General features: G+C 50.3%; 16 protein-coding genes. 3 read left to right on the forward strand and 13 right to left on the reverse strand.

Annotated features, from left to right (window positions below):
* Positions 1–296: 296 nt before the first annotated feature.
* Both EYB31_RS33080 and EYB31_RS41070 read right to left on the reverse strand, forming a co-directional pair.
* On the reverse strand, positions 297–2,972 hold the full coding sequence (locus EYB31_RS33080; RefSeq protein WP_131017832.1) for a YhgE/Pip domain-containing protein: 2,676 nt from the start codon (positions 2,970–2,972) through the stop codon (positions 297–299).
* A gap of 159 nt (positions 2,973–3,131) precedes the next feature.
* Positions 3,132–4,442: a right-handed parallel beta-helix repeat-containing protein gene (locus tag EYB31_RS41070; RefSeq protein WP_240763134.1), complete on the reverse strand. Its 1,311-nt coding sequence runs from the start codon at positions 4,440–4,442 to the stop codon at positions 3,132–3,134.
* A gap of 222 nt (positions 4,443–4,664) precedes the next feature.
* Between EYB31_RS41070 and EYB31_RS33090 the strand changes: the two genes are divergently transcribed.
* A complete protein-coding gene (locus EYB31_RS33090; RefSeq protein ID WP_131017834.1) occupies positions 4,665–5,000 on the forward strand; it encodes a TM2 domain-containing protein in 336 nt (111 codons plus the stop codon).
* A gap of 196 nt (positions 5,001–5,196) precedes the next feature.
* Positions 5,197–7,458 (forward strand): PAS domain S-box protein, encoded by a 2,262-nt coding sequence (locus tag EYB31_RS33095; RefSeq protein ID WP_240763135.1) that lies wholly within the window; start codon positions 5,197–5,199, stop codon positions 7,456–7,458.
* A gap of 89 nt (positions 7,459–7,547) precedes the next feature.
* Here EYB31_RS33095 and EYB31_RS33100 read toward each other — a convergent pair whose 3' ends face one another.
* The 9 genes from EYB31_RS33100 to EYB31_RS33140 form a co-directional block, all read right to left on the reverse strand.
* Entirely contained in the window at positions 7,548–9,590 is a 2,043-nt protein-coding gene (locus EYB31_RS33100; RefSeq protein WP_165452744.1) for a polysaccharide lyase family 7 protein, read from the reverse strand.
* 323 nt (positions 9,591–9,913) lie between these two features.
* Positions 9,914–11,011 (reverse strand): response regulator, encoded by a 1,098-nt coding sequence (locus tag EYB31_RS33105; protein WP_131017838.1) that lies wholly within the window; start codon positions 11,009–11,011, stop codon positions 9,914–9,916.
* On the reverse strand, positions 10,986–14,048 hold the full coding sequence (locus EYB31_RS33110; protein WP_165452745.1) for an ATP-binding protein: 3,063 nt from the start codon (positions 14,046–14,048) through the stop codon (positions 10,986–10,988). The genes EYB31_RS33105 and EYB31_RS33110 overlap by 26 nt, the downstream gene beginning before the upstream one ends.
* Before the next feature lie 240 nt (positions 14,049–14,288).
* Positions 14,289–14,963 (reverse strand): hypothetical protein, encoded by a 675-nt coding sequence (locus tag EYB31_RS33115; protein WP_131017841.1) that lies wholly within the window; start codon positions 14,961–14,963, stop codon positions 14,289–14,291.
* A complete protein-coding gene (locus tag EYB31_RS33120; protein WP_131017843.1) occupies positions 14,960–15,751 on the reverse strand; it encodes a winged helix-turn-helix domain-containing protein in 792 nt (263 codons plus the stop codon). Before EYB31_RS33120 ends, EYB31_RS33115 begins: the two co-directional genes overlap by 4 nt.
* 64 nt (positions 15,752–15,815) lie before the next feature.
* The gene (locus EYB31_RS33125; protein WP_131017845.1) at positions 15,816–17,216 is read right to left on the reverse strand and encodes a nitrilase-related carbon-nitrogen hydrolase; all 1,401 of its coding nucleotides are present in this window, start codon (positions 17,214–17,216) and stop codon (positions 15,816–15,818) included.
* A 434-nt stretch (positions 17,217–17,650) separates the two neighbouring features.
* On the reverse strand, positions 17,651–18,229 hold the full coding sequence (locus tag EYB31_RS33130; RefSeq protein ID WP_131017847.1) for a sulfite oxidase-like oxidoreductase: 579 nt from the start codon (positions 18,227–18,229) through the stop codon (positions 17,651–17,653).
* Positions 18,230–18,303: 74 nt separating this feature from the next.
* A complete protein-coding gene (locus EYB31_RS33135; RefSeq protein ID WP_131017849.1) occupies positions 18,304–19,365 on the reverse strand; it encodes a Gfo/Idh/MocA family protein in 1,062 nt (353 codons plus the stop codon).
* Between the two features lie 30 nt (positions 19,366–19,395).
* On the reverse strand, positions 19,396–20,661 hold the full coding sequence (locus EYB31_RS33140; RefSeq protein ID WP_131017851.1) for an MFS transporter: 1,266 nt from the start codon (positions 20,659–20,661) through the stop codon (positions 19,396–19,398).
* Positions 20,662–20,790: 129 nt separating this feature from the next.
* On the opposite strand from EYB31_RS33140, the gene EYB31_RS33145 reads away from it, so the two are divergent.
* The gene (locus tag EYB31_RS33145) at positions 20,791–21,360 is read left to right on the forward strand and encodes a hypothetical protein (RefSeq protein ID WP_131017853.1); all 570 of its coding nucleotides are present in this window, start codon (positions 20,791–20,793) and stop codon (positions 21,358–21,360) included.
* Positions 21,361–21,544: 184 nt separating this feature from the next.
* Here EYB31_RS33145 and EYB31_RS33150 read toward each other — a convergent pair whose 3' ends face one another.
* Both EYB31_RS33150 and EYB31_RS33155 read right to left on the reverse strand, forming a co-directional pair.
* Positions 21,545–23,080 (reverse strand): leucyl aminopeptidase, encoded by a 1,536-nt coding sequence (locus EYB31_RS33150; protein WP_131017855.1) that lies wholly within the window; start codon positions 23,078–23,080, stop codon positions 21,545–21,547.
* Between the two features lie 93 nt (positions 23,081–23,173).
* A complete protein-coding gene (locus tag EYB31_RS33155; RefSeq protein ID WP_131017857.1) occupies positions 23,174–24,190 on the reverse strand; it encodes an aldo/keto reductase in 1,017 nt (338 codons plus the stop codon).
* Positions 24,191–24,207 lie beyond the last annotated feature (17 nt).

The raw sequence follows: 24,207 nt of genomic DNA on the forward strand, positions 1-24,207 counted from the left end.
AAGCACCTTCCCGTTCCGGTATAGTGAGTGATCAAAGACAACACTAACCTGCACAAAAGGTGCCAAGATTTATTATTTATTATACCGAGCGGTTCTTGCGAAGGGAATACATAACAAGCGGCCTGCAAAAATAGCCAATCCCGGCAAAAATGGCCGAACGGACTTGGTTATAATCCGATCAGCGCTGCCTTGGGACGCTACCTCGCTCATTGTCTGGAGCAGGCACAGTTGCCGACTAAACCGCCTCTAGCGGCCAGTGGCTTAAGAGATTGGCGGCGTCTATATCGGTTCGTGGCTTAAGAGATCAGCTTCGTTTTCTTCGCTTGCTCCGCTACCCGCTTGATGTACCCGCTGAGCGGCTTTTTGAGCGCCAATGCCACGACGTAGCAGATGGCGATAAATACGCACAAGCATAAAACATCTTTGACAACCACATCCGGCAAAATGCCGCCGACCGCTTCCCGCATCGCACCCACAGCATAGGTAAACGGCACAAACGGGTTCAGCTTCTGAAAGAACGCCGACGAGGTGCTGACCGGGAACGTGCCGCCCGAGCTGGAAAACTGCAGCACCAGGAAGATGATCGCCACCCCTTTGCCCACATTGCCGAAGACGGAAACCAGCGTGTACGTAATCGTCACAAACACTTTGCTGATCAGCACGGCAAACACGACAAACCAAATTTTGTGTACGACATAGGTACCGAGCAAGAACATATCGCCCATCGTAACAATGAGCGCCTGAAAGAACCCGATCGTCAAGAAGATCAGCAGCCTGCCAAAATAAATTTCATAGCTCTTGTACGATGCCTCGTCTTCTTCCAGATCAGCCTTCATCAGCGATACAAGCAGCATCGCCCCGACCCATAACGATAACGTCGTGTAAAAAGGCGACATCGCCGAGCCGTAATTCGGAATCGGGAACCGTTTATTCTCCTTCACCACAATCGGATTGGCAAAAAAATCGCTCTGCTTCTGCACGTCGTTCTGCAGCAGCTTCAGCAGCTCGTCGATGTTCGTCTCGCCTTGGATGCGCCGGATTTGCCCGGCCGCCTTGCGCACCGCATCTTCAAAACCCGGCAGGTCGTTGCGGACAAGATCGGCGGTTTGATGCACGGCGTTTTCCACTTCCGGGAACTTCGTCCGGTACAAGTCCGCCACCTTGCGCAGTTCGTCTTCCGCCGCGGGCAAATCGTTGCGCACAAAATCGGCCGCTTCGTGCACCTTCTGCTCCACTTTCGGCAGATCGCTGCGGATAAACGGCGCCGCTTCCTGGATGGCCTGCGTAAATTCGCCCAGCTTCGCTTGAATCGTGACCACGGCTTCGTGCACGCGGCTGCGAATTTGCGGCATATCGCTTTGCAGCTTGGCGAATTGATCCTGAGCGAAATGCACCGTCTGCTGCGCATCCTGCAGTAAAGCGCGGATGTCCGGCAGCTTGGCCTTCAGCGTCCCGAGCACATCGGAGGCATTCAGCGCCACCGACTTGATCTGCCCAAGCGCCTTCCGCACATTCGGCACAATTTCCGAATCGTAGCGGGATAAGATGCCGCTGAGCAGACCGCTTGCATCCTTGGACAGCGCGCTGAGCTTGGCGACCAAATCTTGGGCCGGCTGCTCGCCCTTTTGCACAGCATCGATAATCGCCCGAATCGTCTCCGTTTGCTGAGCGAAATTCGTTTTGACAGCCCCTAGCTTATCGACCGTATCGGTAAGCGGCGCACCGGGAAGCCAAGCATTCAGTTTAGCGAAAATGTCGATCATCCGGTCGAGCACACCTGCCGCCGTCGCAAGCCGGTCCGCGATAGCGGTCAGCATTACAAGCGCAGGCTGCGGGTCGATATTGGCATTTTGCAGCAGACCGGTAATTTGCGTGACGTCATCGGCGATTTGCTGAAGCAGGACCAGATTCATCCTCAAGACCGGAATCAGCGCCTCAAAAGCGGCATCGTTATTTTGCAAAAACCGGTTTAGCGTATCGGCAAAAGCGCCCCCCTGGTCGGCGATCGTCTCGATTTTGGGAAATACGTTTAATGCCGTCGTAATGATTTCGTTGGCTTTGTTGGCCTTCTCAATCGCGGTATCCAGCCCTTCTTCGACCTTGTAAAAGTTTTGATCCAGCTCCGTAAGCCTGTCCGCGGCGCGCTGAATCTCGGGCAGCTTGTCCTCAATAAACAGCACTTCTTGCGCCGCTTCATTGATTTTGGGCCACTTTTCCTCTACCTTCAGAATCGTATTGCCGGCTTGATCGAGCTCGGGAATTCTACTCTCCAACTCCACGATTTTATCCGCCTTGTCGCGAATCTCCGGCAGCTTCTGCTCAATCTCAAGCGCTTTATTGCCCATCTCTTCGATTTCCGGAAGATGCGCCTCCAGCTCCAAGATACGGCTCTCCACCTTGCGGATCACCGGGAGCTGCTCTTGAAACTGCAGGCCCAGCTCCTTCATTTGCGAAAGCAGCGTTTCGCTAACTGTTTTAATGAAGTTTTCACTGATTTGCCCAGTGATGCCCGAAGCGCCTTTTTCCGTAATTTTCGGGGCGATTGCGTTGATCTTTTCATTTACCGTATATTCAATTTCCGGCTTCTTCAGGTTGCCGCCAATCACACTGGCAATGTTCCGGGAAAAGTCGGCCGGTATCAGCAAGCTTGCATAATACTCGCCATGTTCCACGCCACGCAGCGCTTCCTGCTCATCGACAAAAGTCCAACCGAGCTTATGGTTGTCCTGAAGACTTTTCAGCACCTCATCGCCGATATTAAACGCCTTCCCTTGCACGGAGGCCCCTTCATCTTTGCTCGTCACGGCAATTTTGATACCCGACGTATTGCTGTACGGGTCCCACATCGCTTCCAAATTGATCCACGCATAGACGGAAGGCAATATCGCCAGCGCCACCATCAGCAGCAGCCCTGTCGGCACCTTGGCGATATTAAGCAGATCGGTTTTATAAATGTGCAATATTTTTTTCATGATGGCCCTCATAAGCTTCTGTGATATTTTGGATTTAACTTCTCCTCCCGTCCATTTTTTCATACAAACATTTTCCATTCAAGTCGTTTACCCGCGTTCAGCAAAATAAAGCCGCCTCGAGCGCAAACAGCGGCTTCAAGACGGCGTCAATCACGTAGTTCACACTCTTTGATCCGATACGGTGGCGTTGTTATTATTGGCTTTGAGCTGCGAGATCGGATCATAGGGAGGACCGACCGGCGTCCCGGCGAATATAGCGATATCCACCTCGTTGGCCGTATTGCCCCAGGAGTTGCCGTTCATCACGAAGACGGCGCTGTCCACCAAAAATCCGCCTTTAGTGTTATACACTACATTGTTTATAATATTTCCGTTTGTGCCCGGATTCAGGTACATACCGGAACGGAGCGAATAAAACATATTGCCCTGAACAAGCAAATTGGTCATATTGTTGGCTTGAGGAACAACGGCCCGGTTGACGACCCAATTCATCATCGGCAGCTGCTGTGGAGGTCCATAAATCGTATTGTTCAGCACTTGGTTATTGCTTCCGCCGATTTGGATAAATTCGTTTTCATAAGGAGCATCGCTGGTCATCCTCAGATTCTTCAGCGTAATATTGCTTCCCACGGCGACAATCGGAATCACCGGAGCGGTGAGCAGGATCATGCTCCCGGCGGCTCCTTCAAAAGTGATCGATTTATTGATGAATAATGTTGTGCTGCGGGTGTAAGTTCCTTGCAGCAGCAGCAAGTCGTCGCCCGAGCTTGCGCCGGCGACAGCATCATCCATTGTGCTGTAATAAGTTCCCTGCGTGCGGTTGTATACGCCGGTTGCTATCGGGATAGGGCCCATAATGTCCGCGACAAACGATAGTCCTGCCGGATTGTTCAGAATGGTAGGTTTTGATTTGTTATAATTTAACGCCGTAAATGAAATCAGGATCCGATAGTTTCCGGCCGGCAGATTCCCGGTAGAAATCGTGTAATACCTGATATTTTGCCAGTTATACGGTTTAAAACGATCGGTAGTCGAACTTGCCAGCGGATCCATGCTCCCGTCCTGCAGCAGAACGCCTAGCGGAGCCGTGCTGATGATAACGCCCGTATCGGCATTCACCAGGTCAACCTGCATCTGATGCGCATTGTCGCAAAATACCGCCGTCTGAATATCGAAATACGTTTCGACAGTCGACAAATAGGCCCCTGACAATACGGCAAAACCGTATTGCTGACCACTCTGAACGGGCGGATTCCACAAATATTCCGGGTTCTGATCTGCTGCGGGATTATAGTTCAGGAAAGTGGCATTATCGTTGGTATAAGGCTGCAGTGCCGGCCAAACAAGATGGCGTATTTCCGAAGAAGCCAGCGTGCCGGCGTTCGCCAGTACTTCCGCGACAGCAGCTTCCCTTGTCGCAGCAACATAAGTATTGGATGACGAACTGACAATTCGTTCAAGTAACGGCAACTCTTTCACTCCCTTAAATTTATTTATAATATATGTAAAGTATATTCAGAGTGGTAATAAAGGCATGTACCAAGGCCTAACGCTTGAAAAAAGGGGGTTTGCCGCCCCTCCTCCCATTGGCTGCGACCGGACATTAAAAATAAATTTTACCATAGAAAATTTTGGTTATTTCTGATAAAGTATACTTATCATACAAAAACGTGAGGAGATGTACGTTCGCTTATGGATAATTTGGTCGCTCGTCAAGGATTGACCACGGATCAGCAATTGATGGTTAACTCGGAGTTTGAGAAGAAGAAGAAATCGAAGCCAATCGCATTTGTATTGTGGTTCTTTCTCGGTGGTCTAGGCATTCATCGTTTTTATTTGGGTGACATCGGGTATGCAATTGGCTTGATCGTCGTTCTAATTATAAGTTGGCTGACGTTTTTCATTTTGTTCTTCCTTCCGATCGGCATTTGGCTGCTAGTCGAATTGTTCCTGATCAGCGGACGCGTCGATAAAATCAACAACAACATTGAATTGTCCATTGTGAACCAGATTAAATCGATTAGCTAATTTCTCTTACTCCAATAATGGTAACGCTCTCATTTTACGCAAGCAGGCAGCTGCGGAACCTTCCCGGCTGCTTTTTTATTTATTTCGGGTCTGCGTTTTACATGTCGGGTGGAATATTTTCTCATATTCTCCGATAAACAATTTCTGCTAAAATGTAGATTAGTATAGACATCATAGAACTTAAGGGGCAGAAAATGTGTCAATCAAAATTAAACTAACCGTCTGTATATCCTTATTGGTCGCTTTCATTCTGGCGCTTAATATCTTTATGTATTACTTCTCGACAAAGGAAGGTCAAGAAGCCAGCAACCGACAGCAGTTGGCTTTCATTGCCGAGCAAGTAAGCAAAACCGTTGAGATATCCCAGCAGGACCGAAGTTATATGGAGGATACAATCGGCGAAAGGCTGAGAACGGCTGCCATCGCTGCGCAAATGCAGCTTGACCCCGATATCGAGAAAGTGACAAATCAGCAACTGATCGAGCTTAGCGCAAAGTTGGGGGTCGACCATATTACACTATGGAAGAAACTCGACGACGATATTGTCGCCCTCAAATCGTCCGATCCCAATGAAATCAACTTAAGCTCTCGCACCTGGGATTACTGGTATACCGCGCAGCAGCAGCTTTTCAAAAATCATGATGTCACGATTCCCCAAGGCCAGAAACTGCCGCACTTTTGGTCGGGACCAATTAACTTCGCCTCCTCCGATCCGAAAAGGATTAATAAATGGGGTTATTATTACGACGGAACGACTAATTATCTCGTCAATCCGTTTATCCATGCCGAGGTGTTTCTTGATTTTGAGAAATCAACAGGAACAGAAGCCATTGTGCAGAAAATTTTGCAAAATAACCCCAACATTCTGGAAATTACAGGAATGAGTCCGGATTTTTTCGGAAAAGAGCCGTTGATCAAAGTCAAAAAGGGCATACCTGTATATAACTTGGACATTCGCGGCGTTATTTTCGGACAATATACATATCGAGATGAAACTTATGATGCAATCGCTATCCAATCAGCAATTAAAACGGGAGAAATCACCAATAGAGAACTCCGCTTGAACGGCAACAATATTTTGAAAAGTTTTATCCCCATTTTTAGCGAGCATCCTTATGTCATTGGCATTACTTTCGATAATACGGCCATGAACAGCAGCTTAAGCCATCAGTTGTTCATACACTGCATGATTTCATTAATTTTGCTCATTGTGACTATGATCGCCAGTTATTTTTTATCCGGAATTATCGTTCGTCCTGTGCATGAAATTCTGATGACGGTAAACCAGGTCGCCTCCGGCAATTTCAGCAGTTTGATTCACGTCAGCCGGAAAGACGAGTTGGGGGTGCTGTCTTCGCGGGTGAATACAATGACAACCAATTTAAGCTCCCATACTGCCAGATTAAAAGAAACGGCGGAAGAGCTCAGAAAAACGAAAGAATACTTGGAATCGTTCGTAAACCATACCTCCGATGCGATTCACGTATCCGATCTGCTAGGCAATGTCATTCAGGTGAATATTGCGTTCGAAGCCATGTACGGGTGGGCTGAAGATGAGGTGCTTGGCCGCCCGCTGACCAATATTCCCGATAATGTGAAAGAAGAATACGCGTTGAAAATAAAAAGCATGCTGCGGGGAGAGTCGGTTGCGGATTACGAAACGGTGCGATATGCAAGAGACGGAAAGCTGATCGATGTAAGCATCACCATCTCACCCATTCGCGATCAATCAGGCAACATCGTCGCCGTAGCATCGATTACCAGAAACATTACCGCCCGCAAACAAACCGAAGACGTGCTTAGGCAGTCGGAGAAACTTTCCATTGTCGGACAGCTGGCTGCAGGCGTCGCACATGAAATACGCAACCCGCTCACTACATTAATCGGATTTGTTCAGCTGCAGAAAATGAGAGGGCCGTTAAGCGAAAGCCACCTGGATGTAATGTTGTCCGAGCTGGACAGAATTAATTTTATCGTCAGCGAATTCCTTGTACTCGCCAAACCTCAAGCGAGAAACTTTCAACCGGAAAACGTGGGCAGTATCCTCTTCGACATCGTCATGTTTATGGAATCGCAGATGATCCTGAACAATGTGGAAATTGACATGCGGCTGCCGCAAGAGACGCCGCTTGTGCTTTGCGAAATCAATCAATTAAAGCAAGTGTTCATTAATGTCATTAAGAACGCCATGGAATCCATGCCGGGCGGCGGGTCGATCATTATCGAGCTGACCCATCCCCATCCTGAAAGTGTTATGGTTCGCATTACCGACCATGGCTGCGGCATTCCGGAAGAAACTTTAAACCGGGTGGGGGAGCCGTTTTTTACGAGCAAAGAAAATGGGACAGGACTTGGGCTTATGGTGACCCAACGCATCATACACAACCATAAAGGCAGCTTATCGATCCACAGTAAGCCGGGTCAAGGTACTACGGTCGAAATTGTTTTGCCAGTATAATACCAAACAGCCGGCCAGGAGTCCTAGCTCCTAGCCGGCTGCTTGTGTTTTATTCCGATGTTTAATACGAGCTTAAGCAATCCGCGCCTTTACTGGTGTGTCACCGTATAATCGTAGACCCAATTTTCCGCATACGCGTTTTGACTTTCTCCGGGTGCGGTCGTATCGTTGGACTGCGTATAGTTGCCGATTTTGAAATAGCAGCCGGTAGCGTTTTTGGTCTGCGTGTAAGGCACCGCTTGACCGTTGTACTCATAGCTGAGCACACCGCCGGATGCCGTTACTTTAACCGTAAATACGGTACCCAATACGTAGTTGCTGTCGAGCAAATAAGCATGTGTGTTGTTCCCGTCGGTAATGTAGATTTTGGCTGTTGTGGACACGCCCCCGGGATTGTCGCCTTCCACGCGGAACACCGTGACATCGTCGCTGGCATCATGAATTTGGCCGACCACGGTATGCGGTTTGACGGAAGTCAGATGGGTTACCTTTTGCTTGATGAACATCGAATGGGTCTTTCCGTCGTTGGTTCCCCACGACATTTGCGAACTGGACCCGGTACCGCTGTAATTATCCTTCATTTCGCGCAGTTCGCTTCTGGGATTTTTGGAGCCGCTTGTCGATACGGCCCCGTGATTAGCCCGGAACTGCACGGCATAACCGTCGGAATCATGCACCACTTTAAACCACGGATCAATGGAATAGGTGTCCAGATCGGGCTGAACGATCTCCAGCGGCGATGACAGATCGGAGGGCGATTTAGGTATAGGCAAGGTTAGCTTCCAATTTTTCAAATATAGCACCTGCGATGGCAAAGTCGGATTTTGCGAGCCTCCGGACTGCGTGGTGGCGCTGGCGGAATTGCTTGCAGGCGACACGTTGCCTGCTGCGTCTTTCGCTTTGACCGTATAGCTGTAAGACGTCGACGGGTTTAATCCCGTATCGCTGAACGACGTCGCGGTCGGCGAACCGACCAGCGTTGTGCCGCGATAGACGTCATAGCCGGTGACGCCGACATTATCAGTAGACGCGGTCCAGCTCAGGTTGATTTGGCTGCTCGATACGGCCGCCGCCGTCAAATTCGTCGGAACCGTGGGCGCTTGCGTATCTCCTCCGCTTCCGGCACCGCCGCTGGTCAACGTGAAATCGTCAAAGCGAACATCGCTTGACGTTGTACCACGGGCAAAAATCACCACGCTTGTGTTCGAAGCTCCGGTTGTGAAAGAGACTGAAATTTGCTTCCAGGAGGGTGAGTTGCCGTTTACGGTAACTTCTCTGCCTCCGAAGCCGTTCGCCCCGATCGCGCCTTGCCCCATTATCCAGGCGCTGACCGTATATGCGGTATTTGCGCTCAAACCGGTGACGGTTTGCGAAACCTGCGAGCCGGACGCTTGAATTTTCGCGGAACGCGAACCGCTATGATGATCGCTGGTGGAAATAGCGGTGCTTCCGCTTGTCGTCCAGCCGCTAAAGCTGCTTTCGAAGCCCGGGTTGGCGATTGTAATGGATGTGTCTCCGCCGGAACTGACCAGAACGTCATCCCACCAGCCGGCGCCGGTCGTGTATATGCCGATTTTGCCGCCGGACAAGCTGCTGTCGGTAACGCTGACTTGCTGTACGCCGTTGACATACCCGGAAATCGTCGTGCCATTCATCGAAAGCTTTAACGTATAGAAGGTGGAAGTATTAAAGGAGTATGCTGCGCTTTGCAGCACCGTGGCCGTCCCGCCCGATTTTTTCTTGAGCACCACGTTGCCGTTATTTAATGCTAGCAAATAATAATTGTTGTTGTCGGCGTAACGTCCGAGAATACCTGTAGTGGAGCCGGTCGAGCCGGTTTGAACGCGGGCTTGGTAGGTGTAGTTCGTCCAGGAAGTTTGACCGTTAGTCATGACGTAGTCGGTCGAGGTCGTTTGGGTTTGCTTGGCCAATTTCGTGCTGATTTCCGAAATCGCCCAACTGCCGTTACCTGTTGCATTCACCCAGTTGCCTTGCGGAAAAGCGGAGTATGATTCGAAATTGTCACTTAACAATGTGGCGGCGGAAGCGGGAGCAAGAGGAACAAAAGCCGCCAGTAAAAGTAAACAAATCAATAGACGCACAACTTTGCTGATTTCATTACGCAACATCATTATACCCTCCAATATAATTTTGTATGCGGTTACAAGTTGTCCTTTCGACATTTCAAAATCCACTTTCATCATCACGGCAAGCATTCAAGTTTTATTGCATCGGGTGAAGCGAACGGCAATCCCTCCTCAGGCAAGCATAGTGGCCGGCTTTTCCATTATATAGTCCATGAACCTGAAGATGGTAAAAGTTTTTTTAGGTCATGTTGTCATTATTATAGGTCCCGGTCCATTCTCACATCATCGTGCCCATTGCATGACGGCCCCGTCAGCCCCGTTGTTACGGGCTGCTCCGTATTCCCGAAGCAGCCGAACCATGGGCGAAATCAATTGTCCCGCTCGCCTAGATCCTCAGTCAACCACATCTTCATTTGCGTGCGAAGTCTGTTGGCGGCCCCCATTTCCCCCCGCTCCTCTAGAACCTTAAGCAGAGCATTGTAATGTGCGACTTCGCCCGGCTCCAGCTTAATAAATTGCCGCAAAATCGCTTCCTTGATGATGTCATCCGCTTTGGGCAGCCAGTTCCCCAAACTTCGCAGATAGGCGGATAAAAGCTGGTACCGCTTATGCTCCGACCAGAGATACGACTCCATCTCCAAATAATCTCCGCGATACAACTTCAGCATCTGTTCGATGACGGTTTGATCCGCTTCGCGCTGCAGCAGCTCACTTAAACGCCCCGCGTCGCTTTCGATTTGTTCGGTCCGCATCCAGTAACGTTCGTCGCCAAACATAATCATATCGGGAAATCCCGCCTGTTTAAGCATGCTGCGCAGCTGGTACAAAGTGGTGTGAAGCAGCGACTGCGCCCTATCCAGAGGAAGATTGGGCCACAGTTCATCCATCAGCTTATGGCGGTATACGGGGGAGCCGGCGTGATGCCACAAGTAAGCGAACAGCTCTTTGGTCTTTTTGGTGCGCCATGTCATCAATCGGTCTTCTGTGTCGTAAAGCTCCATACTTCCAAGCACATGCAGCTGCAGGCATGCCTTTGGCTGCTTCTCGGGCTGGGCCGAATTGTGAACAGGTTGAGCCGCAGACCTGCCTGACGATGCCCGCTTCAAGCGGCGATCGCGAAATCGGTCCAACGTCTTATTCAGCCGGTCTTTGGAGACAGGCTTAAGCAAGTAGTCAAAAGCACTCGCCTCAAAAGCTCTTACCGCATATTCTTCATATGCGGTTACAAAAACAACTTCGCTCTGCGGCACCTTGGCAAGCAGCTTGTCTGCGGCAGTCAATCCGTTCATACCCGGCATTTCGATATCGATAAAGATCAGCTCCGGGTTGAGTTCGTCTAGGTACCGAAGGGCTTCGGACGCTTGGTTAAATTTCCCCATAACAGAAACGCCGCCCACCTCTCCAAGCAGTATGTCCAGCACATCGAGCGCAATCTCCTCATCATCGATCAAGACGGCTTTGATCATGGAATTCCTCCGGTATAGTAAATTTAACTTGCGTTCCTTGTCCAAAAACGCTGCTTACTTCCAACTTGCGGTAATAAATCATTTGCAGCCGGCGTTTCACGTTACCTACGCCGATACCGGTTCCATCCTCATGCTCAAGTCGTGTAAGCGTCTCTTGATCCATCCCCACTCCATCGTCTTCGACCTTGAAGTGGATATCTCCGCTCACATTGCTCACGCTGATCCACACCGTTCCTCCGGCCTCTTTGGGGCCGATGCCATGGCGCACGGCGTTCTCTACGAGTGGCTGCAGCGTAAGCGGCGGGAGCATGCACGTAAGATCGTCCTCCACATCGTAAATGACGTTTAATCTGCTGCCGAAACGAAGCTGTTCAATGGCCAGATACGCTTTGACCAGTTCCAGCTCCTGCTGAAAAGATACCAGCTGCCCTTGAAACGAAAACGTAAATTTGGCGCGCAGATACGTCGTCAGATGATGAATCGTTTCTCTCAGCTTGTCAACGTCTTTATAACTTAAGCCAATCAGCGCATTCATGCTGTTGTACAGAAAATGAGGCGTAATCTGCGCCTGCAAAAAATCGATCTCTTTGCGGACCGCCTGCTCCGACGACCGTTTCATCGCAAGCAGCGACTGCATCCGCGCTTTCAGCTCCTCCAGCTCAAACGGCTTTTGCAAAATGTCGTTAGCCCCTGCGGCAAACGATGCCATCACATCGCCCCTTTGACCGGAGGCGGTCAGCATCAGTACGGGAAGCTCGGACAAACTGTGACTGGAGCGGATCTCCTTGCACACATCCAATCCGGATACGCCGGGCATCATCAAATCGACCAGCGCCAGATCCGGTTTCAGTCCGTTCTGCAGCAGCCCCAGCGCCTCACTGCCTCTTTGTACCGCCGTGTAGCCGTATCCTAACGAAGTAACCGCATGGATCAAAATCACCACATTGGACGGTTCATCATCGATAATCAATATGGAAAAGGGGGCCGAGCTATCGTCGGATCGTTGAATCGGCAGCAGCGATATTTTTTCCATAGGCTCCGGGATGAACCGTTGTTCCGCCAGCTCTGTGTCTTGCCGCGCGATCGGCAGCGTGAACGTAAATCTCGTCCCCTGACCTACTTCGGATTCCATATCCAGTATGCCGCCTTGCAGTTCAATCAGCTGTTTGGTTATGCTGAGGCCAAGTCCGATCCCCCCTGCCGATCTTGCTCCTTCTTCGCGGTACTGTTCAAACGGCAAAAAGATCGTATGGCGGGCTTCTTCCGGAATGCCGATGCCTGTGTCGATGACCGATATGGCGAGTTCCTCGCCTCTTCGTTCCGCCGAAATCCGAACCGTTCCTTTCTCGGTAAACTTCAGACCGTTTTCCAACAAATTGTATAAAATTTGCTTAAGGCGATTCTCATCGGCCCAAACCAACGGCAAATCCGCAGGCAAATCGTCAATCAAGACGGTTTGGCTGCTTATCGGCGTAATGGAAAGCGTCTCGATCACAAAACGTGTCGTCATGCGGACGTCGACAGGTGTCGTACGAATGCGCAGCTGTCCCCGCTTAATCAAGGACATATCGAGGATATCGTGCACCAGACCGGCAAGTCGGCGGCTCACCAGGTTCAGAAGCCGGATGTCCTCCCGTTGTTTGGCTCCCATTTCACTGCCCCGTTCATCAAGGAGCGACTGTGAAAGGTTCATAATGCCGTGCAGCGGGGTCCTGAGCTCATGCGACGTTTTGGCCATAAACTCGTCCTTCTGCCGGTCATATTCAATCAATTGTCTGGACAACCTGTCATTTTTGATAAACGCCTGCTGAATTCGGTTGGACATCAGGAAAGCTTGCGAGAAAACGAGCAGCAGCGGAGCCACAATCATATAATAAGGGTTGTCCAGGCCGATCTCGTATCTGAATTGAGCCGTTGCCCAACTAACGATCAAGAAAAACAAACCGAGCATTAAGTAAACCGCGTCCGTCGTCCCTTTTCGCCAGCTGCGAAACAATGCTGCTATGATAATGAAAAAGGTAGTAATTTGCAGCAATAGGTACAACGGAACCGTTAAACGCAAATAATCGTTGGGTGTGAAGCAGGCGACCGTAACAAACACGTACGTAACTCTTTTTAACCATCGGAAAAATCGGTCTTCTTGAAGTCCCAGATACGCATAAATGTACAAGCCAAAACAAATAAACGATAAAAACACGGAGACGAAAATCAGTTTTTGCAGCACCGGAAAAGAAAGGCCGGGAAAAAGGGAGGACAACAATATTTCGTTATCGATGCTAAAAAAGAAGCCGGTCCCCAGGCAAAACAAACTGAAATACATCAAATGGCGCTCCGTGCGCCAATGCTTAATCATGCCGACATAATACAACGTAAACAACAGCATAACCGAAATTTGCACCATATCCGCAAGACGTGAGTTGTCCCGCCGGTCAAGAAGCATCTGTCCGGGACCAAACTCGGGCGTCTGCGCGATGCCGCCGGCCAAATATTTAAGGCTGGCGACCTGAATAATAATTTCTACCTTGTCGGATTCCGACTTCGCTATACCGTAAAAAGGAAAGTTGCTGGCATAAAAGACGCTTTCCTCAAGCGAAGGCGTCCCGCTGCCTCCGAGGTCGACGCCATTTATGAATACCCGGCTGGACATCCGCACCTTTTTTAATCTGAGACCGTATATGTCAGGTTTGCTTACATCAACGACAAGGCGATATGTTCCTACGCCAAAGCCGTCCCTGCCTGCTCTTTCCACGGTACCTTGCCAATCGCCCGGCACCTTAAGCATCTGTTTATCCGCTTCCTGGGCCCCATTGGCGAAATCGGCAGGACTAAGCAGTTTGTCCTCATAGAACTCCCATTCGCCTTTTAGCGGAATAATGCCCCTCTTGGCGAAATTCCACGCTTTGGCATCCAGCGATCCGTTCTTCGCTTCAGGGAAAATTGCGTCCGGATGAAGCCATTTAAATAAGAAGATGAACAGCCCCAGCAAAAAAATGGCCAATATCCCCGAGATCACAAACATATGTTTTTTTCTCATCATCCGGCCCCATAAAAATATGCGCTTTGTATGCCACATAGGCATCACCCTTATCATAACAGATTGTTCGACATCGTAGCGTGAAAAATGAAGAAGCAGTAGCCTAAAAGCCGCCGCTGCTTTCCGTTGAATCTATACGAAGCTATCGATAATCGTATTGTAACGAATAGACTCTCAACATTTTCTAAACATGAAAAAAAGCCCATGAGTAGTTCATGGACTTAATAACTCAGCTTATGGGAATTATTTCTTGCGTTTCTTTAATGAAGCTTCCAATTTATCCAACTTCCTAAAAAGCATGTACCGGTCGAGCGGCTCTCTATATTTGATAATGATTTGGTTAAACATTTCCATTTGTACGGTGCTGAGCCCAAGTTCGGATTCCAAATATTCCTCCAGTTCCTCTAAGGTGCTCAGTTTGCTGTAATGCTGATTTACCGCTCTCATTACGGTCAAATAGCAGTGCTTCACCTGGTCCATATCATCCAATTGAACGTAGACAATACAGCGATCCCACGTCAAAAAACGGCGTTCGACGTAGTTGTCCAATATGATTAAATCTACGACCCTTTCAAATTCGGCATCATCCATCCGTCTAAGCGATGCGGCCTCAAGATAAGGCCGCAAGGCATCAAACGCCGCTGCGGTCATGGCAGCTCGCAAATCTTCGTTTAATTTATACTTTTTAAGTGCCGCCTGGGTTTTGTTAAATTCCCGCTCCTTCATCATCTGATGAATCGCGGATTGCAGCTCGGCATACATTTCATAGGTAGATGGATAATGCTCTTCAAGCCATTCCAGAATATCTGCATAACCCTCTTCGATGATCTGGATTGCATTAAACTGGTCAGCTTCCGGAAGCTCAAGATACCAGGCACTCAAATCTCCGCATAATTTGCCAATTGCCGGTTTACTCATATGCCAAGCACCGCCAATGGTTTTTGATTCGTATCGTTGACATCGAATTTACCCGGTTTTTTCCCTCGGCGGACAGAACCGTGCTTTCCTTTATGAGTCCGCGGTTCGAACGACTGCAGCTCTACAATGTTACCCGATGACAATTCCGCAAATTCCTCAAATTTGCTTTCGTGTTTCTCAGGCTCGGCGTTCTTCGATTGTTTTCGCTTTAGCTCTTGAGCGGCCGGCTCTTCGATTTCGGCAAACGTATCGGCCGACTTCAAGACGGACAGCTCATCTTGCGCTTGATGTGCAGCATGTGCAAGCTCGCCAATCTGACTTAAGCTGTACCAGCGGTTTTTGCCGATCTCCAAATACTCGATCAATTTCTTGGAGCGCAAGGAACGCAGCAAATTGCTTATTTGTTGACGGCTGGAAAGTTCTAACCCGCCGGCTAATTCAGTCGGGGTGCTTTTCGGGTGGTGTGCGAGAAAATCAATTACTTTCTTCTCTAAGGGAGCAAGGGCTTTAAACGTAAACTGCTGCTGCTTGGCAATCACATCATGATGAAGCATATATTGAAGAACCTGTGCCATGCCCAGGTTATAGCTGCTCCAGTCTTCCGGCAGTCTGCCTTCAATAGACTCCTCCAGCTGAAACCTGAGGCGATCCAATTCCGGCAAATCAGCCTTTCCTCTGGTTTCAAAAACATAACGCAATAGCAGCATTAGATGAACATTGGCCTGCCGCCCGTCAGAGTCCTGCAATTGCTTCCAGTTCTCCATCCATTCCCATACCATATTGCTCATCTCAATCACTCCTTTATTGTACACTTATTGTACACTTTAATTATATGCAACTACAGCTTATTTCTCAACCGCTAAAGCCTGATCGGGCTTGTTTCTTCGCAGTAAGATTTTCTATTACTTGCCGAATGGTACAGACACCGGATTCCATGGGATCCCAATATACTTGTTTAAAACCTGGAAGTGACACGACAACCCGCGCTTCTTTATCGACTTTGGATGTATCCGCTTCCGGTTTTCCAAAGTGATTGCATACAATAACGACAGCGCCGTTTCGCTCGGCCAACTCCTGCATGCGCCGCGTAAATTTACCGCTGGCGGGATTAGGTGTCATGGCCATAACCAAAATCACGTCGACTTTACGATCCAGCAGTACTTCTTCCAACTGAGAGCTAAGAAAATCGATGCAAATAAAAATAGCTATACGCCCCAGCGAGCTCTCAAACAACGTGATTTCCCGCCGGTCATAGGCATTTTTTTCAACGCCATCATGATGAACAAAGGGGGCTAACTCTCCTTTGAAATCTTCGCTGCGTTGAAGGATAAAGCGGTTCATTTTATATACTTTGGATAATTCTTTGCCATTTCCTGAAGTAATTTGAGCTGCATTGAAAATATGGTCATCGATATTCTCATGAAAGGAGCCGGAAAGAAATAAGAAGGGACGGCGGTCTTCCCCTAACTTATCGCTCGCAGAAGCACTCTCACGTAATCGTTGAACCAATTGCTCACGAAGGTCCGGAGGTGTGAACAGTTCCGGAAGCATCATCATATCCGGCTTGTGTTCGAGCAATTGTTCGAAGAGCCCCATTACATGAGAATAATACCGCTGGGGATCACTGACGCCCTTAAAGTAAAACGGCCTCAGGCCATCATCATCCAGCTCCGAATCTGTGTGCAGTTGATAATCGAAGCTGACATCAAATTTGCCGGGCAAAAAACCGATTTTCAAATCCAATACATTCTCAGGTGTATAAGTCGGTGTATTTAAATGCCGATGCTTTACTTGATAAAATGTATACGACGGTTTAGCCAGATGGAAGCTCTGCACATTATTGGACAATAACAAATAGTTCGGGTCTATCGGCCTTCGATAAGAAGGATGGCCTTGAATAGCAAGCAGCAGGACCGAGTCGCCCACCGGAACCAAATCGCCATAGCGGGTTTCTATCGGAAGTTCTTCCTTATAGTATAAATTGTAATCGGTTTTTATTTTAAGCAGCTGCCGATCCAGTACCTGCAGCAAACTCACCATACGCAACAAGAGATTGTTCAGCGATTTTGAACTTAAGATGAGCTCCCTGTAAAAATCTTTTGTGCCACTGTCCACAGTGATATAACTCCGGGTCGTGTACAAAACTTGATGCGGCCTCAGATGCGAGGCCCACTCCCGTTCCAGCTTATGATACACTTTATGAGCTTCTTCAGGGTCCCGGTTGGATGCGGTCTTGTAATCAATGTAATTCAAGTTGTCCAACATCTTATAGAGCAGCGCATACCACTCTACTATCGTTTCAAACGATTTTTCCTTCGAGCAATCGCAGTCCGGTATCGAGCAAACCGCTTCCGCGCGGGAAATTCGAAACTCATAACAATGGCGGCACAATATGGCTTTCTTTATCTTGTCTACATCCACGACCCTATCCTCCTGTTACACGTTCTGGACATATTCGACAAAGACTGCCAAGTTTCCTTCCATAATTATACTGGTTGATTGAACCTGATCATGGGACCAGCCAGCCCCCTCTAACGGACGCGTGCGCTGCAATTTAAACAAAATCAGAGGTCCGTCAAATGTAATCGATATGTTCATCTTCGCTGAATTCATATAAATTCTGGCGTTAAAAAAGGCAGTACCACGAAATTCGTGATGACTGCCTTCATGACTTTTCAGTCGACACATTAATCAAAATCGTAGCGCTGCTCGAGGAAGGGGTCTCCATACATATGATATCCGTTCTTCTCCCAGAACCCCGGCTTATCTTTCTCCATAAATTCAATGCCGCGCAGCCATTTGGCGCTTTTCCAAAAGTATAGATGCGGCACGACCATCCTAACCGGGTAGCCGTGCTCGGGGGTCAATCGCTCGCCGTTGTGCTTGATGCCAAAAAAGGAAGTGTCCCTCATAAAATCCGCAAGCGGCAGGTTCGTTGACCATCCGTGCTCGGCATGCAGCATGACGTATTGGGCTTCGGGTTTCAACTTTACCCGGTTCATGACCTCGCTTACGGCCACGCCCTCCCAGACATTGTCCAGCTTCGACCATGTCGTGACACAGTGAATATCGTTGCTGAACTCACGGCGCGGCAATGCCATGAAATCCTTGTAGCTGATAGAGATCTCCTCTTCCACCAAACCGAATACGCGCAAATCCCACTTGCTCATATCGTTGTAATACGGCACGCTGCCGAAATGCAGGACCGGAAATCCGGACGTTAAAGTTTGTCCGGGCGGAACACGGTGCGCTTGATCGTTAGGCATATAATATGGTCACTCCTTTTACTCAGATTTAGGATATGTTGGTACATAGTATATCCTATTTATATTTCCGCCCCTCAAAGCACCAACATCCGGTCAGCCAAACGTTCCACAAGCCGATGCGTTTCCAGCACACGATCCGCTCTTATCGAGCAGGAGTCCGGAGTGCGAAGCGAATCAAGAAAATGCTCCACACAACCGGCAAAACCGCGGCGGTATAATATCCCGTCCCAACTGCCGAAGGAAGCCGACCGCACACCTTGGGATGGGGTATAGAAGTTCGCCGCCTCCATGTTGCTCACCTCCGCGGAGCGTCCGCCGCCATGCAGCTCAAGCCGCTCCAAATCGGCCCCTGCATATCGCACCATGCTAAACTGCCCTGCGGCTGCTGAAGATGACGCGATCCCTCCGCCGGCTGCGGCGGCGGCTCCTGACGAGACAAGCTGGGCAGCGGAATCTCCAACTGCAGTAACTGCTTCCACTCCTTCATCGTCTGATTTCGCTCGGTTATCACCAGCGGAAAATACGAGACTGCCAGTCGCACTGACAAGCCGTTCTTCGGCATCAACGCGCTGCCGGTAAGCGTCAATCGCCGCGGTTCCGCCAAGCCAAAGCAGCAGATCCAGCATATGGATCAGATCATCATACAAGGTCAACTTCGCATGATGTTTTTGTTGGCGTGTACGCTGCTTCTGCACGATAGCGAGATCGAATCCTCCCGTCTCCTCCAACCAGCGTTTGGCCTCTACATAATGCGGAGCAAATCGCCGGTTAAAACCGACAGCTAGCAGACGTCCGCGTTCCAGCGCATACTGCGCCATCTGCTCGGATTCCTCCAACCGGTAAGAAAGCGGCTTATCCACATATACGTCCACTCCGGCGTTTAATGCCTCCATGACAAGCTCATAATGCGTTTCCGTTGGGCTATGAATAAACACAGCGTCTAACCCGCAAGCAAGCAGCTCTTTCAGACTGCCATAACGGCCTTCGATGCGGTATTGCGAACCGATTCTATCGACGGTTGAGAGACTTCTGCTGGCGATGCCGACGATATCTACCCGCTCATTTGCAGACAACAACGGCAAATATACTTTTTGAGCGATATCGCCCAATCCGATCAAACCGATTCTTGATTTCATTTCTATTGCGACTTCCCTTCCCCAGATTGTTTAGGCTGTTTTTTTGCCAAACACATATTTCCCGGCAGCCGCATACATCAGCAGCAATAAGCCGGTTATCGCACAAATGCCGTACTGCTGCAGCCATTCCGGCCAATTGGCCGCATGCTTGAAGATAACGCCGCCTAACAGCGGACCAATAAAACCGGCGATACCTGTCAGCGCGGAATACACCGCAATAAACATCGGACGTTCGCTTTTTGGCGTGTCTCCGATAATAAAATTAAAAGCGAGCAGGTTGAAGCCCCCGGTACCGATGCCAAGCAGTATATGAACCGCCCCTAAAACCAATAGCGCGGGCAAGAAAGCGATTCCGCCCCACAGCAGGCACGACAAGCCGATAAACGGAAGCGACCACAACAGCAGCAGCTGCGTGCTGTATTTCGAGTTAAGCGCCCCCCACAAATAGTAACTTACCATCATCACAAGCGTCATTAAGAGCGTATACATCGAGACCAGCGAGTATCCCAACTTCAGCACATCCAGCATGACAAAATTAAAGAAAGGCACGGCCAGCCCTTGAACCAGCAAATAAGCCGACAAAAACAAGACGGCCCGGCGAAACATCGCATCCTGAAAAGGCCTTCTCAACATCCCTCGGATATCCAGTTCCGTCGATTTGGCGAACGGCGGATTTGGGTAGAAGAAAAAAGCGATGATATTCAGCACTGTACATATCGCACATATGATATAGATCAAATGAAAGCCTTCGGCCCCGGGATATTTCTCCAGAATTTGTCCCCCGGCATAAATACAAACACCGCCGATCGCCCAGACGATCGTATTTCGAATGCCGATATATTTGCCTCTCACCGCAGCCGGAACCATATCGCCCATCATCGACGTCCACACGACACTGCCGATGCCATTGGATAGGAACGCCAAAAAATACAATACGATGTAAGCATCCACCCACCAAACTTGAGGCAACACGAAAGGGATAAGTCCCGTCGATACCCATAACAAACGGTGCATGGAGCCAAACAAGACAAGTGTCATTTTGCGGCTTTTGATTTTTTGCATGGCGACCGCGGCACCGAGCTGTACAATATTCACGAGAGTGGTTACAGCAAGCACGATCCCGATTTGTTCGCTGGTTGCTCCAAGAAACAACAAATAGCCGGTGAGGAACGGTCCTCCCAGCAGCTGTAAAACAACGATGGCCGGAAAACCTTCCATCGTGGCGGCCCATAATCCGCGGCGATAATCGGAAATCTTTCGTTTGGGCCGAAAAAAGAGGGCCTTATTCGCTTCCATCTGGATAACTCTCCAGTCCTTATATGAATTGGGTTTGGAACCCCAATGCTTTCGCTCTTCAAAACAGAGGGGCGCTTATGATAGAATAGGACTGTTAACCTACTTTGTATACTATCTTGGGGGATAAAAATGACTTCAAAGACAACCCGGATTTTATTGCTATTATCGGTTCTTGTTTTTCTCGGTTTGATCGGGCTTGCCATCTACATGGAATCCACCTACATGCTGTATGCCGCAAGCGCCGTGCCGCTGTTTATCGTGCCTGTGCTGCCGGATATCCGGACCAGCCAGTTTATACGTTCCGGCAAGCAAGGCAAACAAGCCGGCGGCGTTTCTATAACAGGAACAACGGACGAATCCGGCACAGGGCGCATTACGATCGCTTTTTCGCCTGGATATGTGGCATGGCACAAACGCCGGCTGTACTTCAACACCGACGATATCATGCCTGCACTGGCAGCGCCCGGGGCCGAAGCGAATGCCGTTTCCGCCCCGGTGCTCCGATTTGACCTGATTGCTCACCCGCGCAAACAAGGCTGGGTCGGCATCCAGCTCGCCAATCTCGTTCAACGCACCCAAGGCGTGTCTTACACAACCGACGAGATTTCCCGCCTGATCTTAAATGCCTCGGACGTAGAAGAAATTGCGAGACGTCTGCCGGCCAAAGCCGCTTCGCACAACCGCGGCGTCGAGGCTTGAACCGCACTTTCGCGAATGCAACCGCGGAACAATAGACGTTTTTAACCAATCTAGCTGAGCAGATACAGCGCTCAGCTAGATAAGTTGAACAAAAGAACTTCCAGGACTGCAGTGGACAAGCTGTCTGAAACGGCAAAATAATCCCTTTTCGGAACGGAACGGGCTTCCAAGTCATTTGTTCAATTTATATAGAAGCAACTGTTTGCTGCTCCGCACTCTCCAGAATCCACTCCGCGATCGTTCTCACGAGAGCACCCGTACCGCCTTTCGGCTCCGTGCCTTTTTCATCCCACAGCCAAGCGGTACCGCCCGTATCGAAGTGAATCCAAGGCGTATTCCCGGCAAAAAAACCGATAAACAATCCTCCTGCAATGCTGCCCGCCCACCGGTGCGAGGTGGCATTTTTGATGTCCGCCACCGAGCTTTTCAGCATCTCTTGGTACTCCGGGTAATTCGGAAAAGCCCATACTTTCTCGCCGGCTTTGTTTGCCGCGGCAAGCAATTCGCCAAGGAACGCTTCGTCGTTGGCAATCGCGCCGGTGGCCACATCACCAAGCGCCACCAGTACCGCGCCGGTCAACGTAGCAACATCGATCAGCTTTTCCGCCCCCAGCTGTTTAGCGTATGTCATACCGTCAGCCAGCACCACGCGGCCCTCAGCATCGGTGTTTAATACCTCGATGGTATGGCCGCTGAGCGATGTAATGACGTCGCCCGGTCTCATCGCATCCCCTGAAGGCATATTTTCCGCGGCGGGAATAACAACGACCACATTCACCGCAGGCCGCAACAGGCAAAGCGTATGCAAGGCGCCCAGCAGCACAGCGGCTCCGCCCATGTCGCTGATCATCTCTTCCATGCCTTCCGCTTTCTTTAAGGAGATTCCGCCGGTATCGAAGGTGACGCCTTTGCCGACGAGGCCGATGACGCCGTTCCACTCGGCCCGGCCCTGATAACGCAAGGCGATCATCCGCGGCGGATTGGCGCTGCCCCGCCCGACGGCGGCGAGTCCGCCCATTCCCAGGGCGGCAAGCTCTTGTTCGTCCAGCACGGTGCATTCCAGCCCGTGCTGCGCCGCCAGCGCGCGCGCCTCCTGAGCCAGCCCCTCCGGCAGCAGCATGTTGCCGGGCAGGTTGGTCAGGTCGCGCGCATAGATGATGCCCTCCGCAAACGCCACCGCGTCGTGCAGGCCGTCTTCCGCCGCGCGGCGAGCCGCAGCATCGCCCGGCGGCACAAGCAGCGCAGCCTCGCGCAGCTCGGCGGCGTCATCCTTCTGCAGGCGGAATACCGGCATCCGGTATCCGCCCAGCAGCAGCCCTTCCGCGACCGCCCGCGCACGGTCGCGCCATGGCACTGCGCCGCCGCCAGCCGCGAGCTTCGCGGCGGCGCGCGTCAGCTTCCGCGCGAGCAATGCGCGCGCGGCATACACGGACGCAGCGCGCCACGCCAGCGGCGACGCTGCGTCAACACCTAGGCCGGCGAGCAGCACGCCGCCGCCCGCGCCGCAAAGCCCGAAGCCGGGCAGCAGTTCCGTCTGCCCGGCTTCGCCGGTAAACAGCCCGCGCTCCCTCAGCCGCGCGAGCTCCTCATCAAGCCCCGGATGCAATCCGGTACCTTGATGAACAGACTCTTTATCCATGTAAAGGATCAAAGCATCCGCTTGGAGTGTATCCCCAGCTTCCGCAATAACAAGTGAAACGGCATTAGTTCTTACCGGCATAGAAGCCCTCCAAACCATCATATGTAAGAAAGTTTATCGTTAAACTTTCCTTTCTCTTATAGGAAAGCACCGCCATGCAGCCGACTACTGAAATTATCCCGTATAAGCAATCGACTTGCGGATGACCGATGCCATCGGCAGATGATACGGGCATTCCTGCTCACACAGAGGTTTCTCACGGCACGGTTCATAGTCGGCGCATGCGACTATTTTGTCCTGTAACCGTTCGTAAAATCCATTGCCTTTTGGCAGCAAACCGAAATGGTCCCTGATTTTGCTGGTGATCATCACATCGGGAATTTTAATATCAAGCGGACAAGAGCAATAATTGCAGCGGCGGCAGTTGTGCTCCCCTAACTTGTGGGCCAGCTGTTCCAGCTCCGCGCGCTCCAGATCGCCTACTTCCCGCTCCATAGCCGCGATGTTTTCCTTTACCTCGTCCACACTGACCATACCGGAAATAATCACATTGACGTCCTGACTGTACGGATATCGGATCGCCTTATCGACCGGTTGAATAAATCCTCCCGACAGCGGCTTCATCGCTACTTTTCCCATATGCTGCCGCGTCGCTTCCGGAATCAACTCCTCAAGAGCAAACGGCTGCGCAAGATTCAAGTGAAACAATACTTGATCGAAGTCGCCTTTGCTGACCCATCTGGCAAGCAATTCAGGCCGATGTCCCGTAATGCCGATAAAGCGGATTTTACCGGCCCGTTTGGCTTCCAGAGCGGCAAGATAAGCCCCGTCCTCGCCCATTGCCTGCTTATAATCTTTAACAAAGTTAACGTAATGGATTTGCAGCAAATCGATGGTATCCGTCTTCATCCGTTCCAAGCTGCGTTCTATTTCTTCCTTGGCCGTCTTATAATCACGCTTATTCGTCTTGGTGGCCAGAAAATATTCCGACCGGCGATGCGAGATTGTTTCTCCGATAATTTCTTCGCTGTTGCGGTAAGCCGCGGCGGTATCAATGTAGTTGATCCCGTGGTCCAGCGCGTAATTTAGCGCTTCGCGAGCTTGCTCCAATGGGACGCCCGGCAAATTCATTGCCCCGAACCCTAGTGAAGACACGTTATAACCGGTCTTTCCGAATAAGCTGTACCTCATCTGTTTCTCCTCCTCGC

This window comes from Paenibacillus thalictri (genome assembly GCF_004307995.1).
GTDB classification, from domain to species: domain Bacteria; phylum Bacillota; class Bacilli; order Paenibacillales; family NBRC-103111; genus Paenibacillus_AF; species Paenibacillus_AF thalictri.

What these genes read in the sequence shown, in the direction of transcription:
- EYB31_RS33080 (WP_131017832.1), bottom strand. Translation starts at nt 2,972, where the DNA reads ATGAAAAAAATATTGCACATTTATAAAACCGATCTGCTTAATATCGCC.
- EYB31_RS33090 (WP_131017834.1), top strand. Translation starts at nt 4,665, where the DNA reads ATGGATAATTTGGTCGCTCGTCAAGGATTGACCACGGATCAGCAATTG.
- EYB31_RS33100 (WP_165452744.1), bottom strand. Translation starts at nt 9,590, where the DNA reads ATGATGTTGCGTAATGAAATCAGCAAAGTTGTGCGTCTATTGATTTGT.
- EYB31_RS33105 (WP_131017838.1), bottom strand. Translation starts at nt 11,011, where the DNA reads ATGATCAAAGCCGTCTTGATCGATGATGAGGAGATTGCGCTCGATGTG.
- EYB31_RS33110 (WP_165452745.1), bottom strand. Translation starts at nt 14,048, where the DNA reads ATGATGAGAAAAAAACATATGTTTGTGATCTCGGGGATATTGGCCATT.
- EYB31_RS33115 (WP_131017841.1), bottom strand. Translation starts at nt 14,963, where the DNA reads ATGAGTAAACCGGCAATTGGCAAATTATGCGGAGATTTGAGTGCCTGG.
- EYB31_RS33120 (WP_131017843.1), bottom strand. Translation starts at nt 15,751, where the DNA reads ATGAGCAATATGGTATGGGAATGGATGGAGAACTGGAAGCAATTGCAG.
- EYB31_RS33130 (WP_131017847.1), bottom strand. Translation starts at nt 18,229, where the DNA reads ATGCCTAACGATCAAGCGCACCGTGTTCCGCCCGGACAAACTTTAACG.
- EYB31_RS33135 (WP_131017849.1), bottom strand. Translation starts at nt 19,365, where the DNA reads ATGAAATCAAGAATCGGTTTGATCGGATTGGGCGATATCGCTCAAAAA.
- EYB31_RS33140 (WP_131017851.1), bottom strand. Translation starts at nt 20,661, where the DNA reads ATGGAAGCGAATAAGGCCCTCTTTTTTCGGCCCAAACGAAAGATTTCC.
- EYB31_RS33145 (WP_131017853.1), top strand. Translation starts at nt 20,791, where the DNA reads ATGACTTCAAAGACAACCCGGATTTTATTGCTATTATCGGTTCTTGTT.
- EYB31_RS33150 (WP_131017855.1), bottom strand. Translation starts at nt 23,080, where the DNA reads ATGCCGGTAAGAACTAATGCCGTTTCACTTGTTATTGCGGAAGCTGGG.
- EYB31_RS33155 (WP_131017857.1), bottom strand. Translation starts at nt 24,190, where the DNA reads ATGAGGTACAGCTTATTCGGAAAGACCGGTTATAACGTGTCTTCACTA.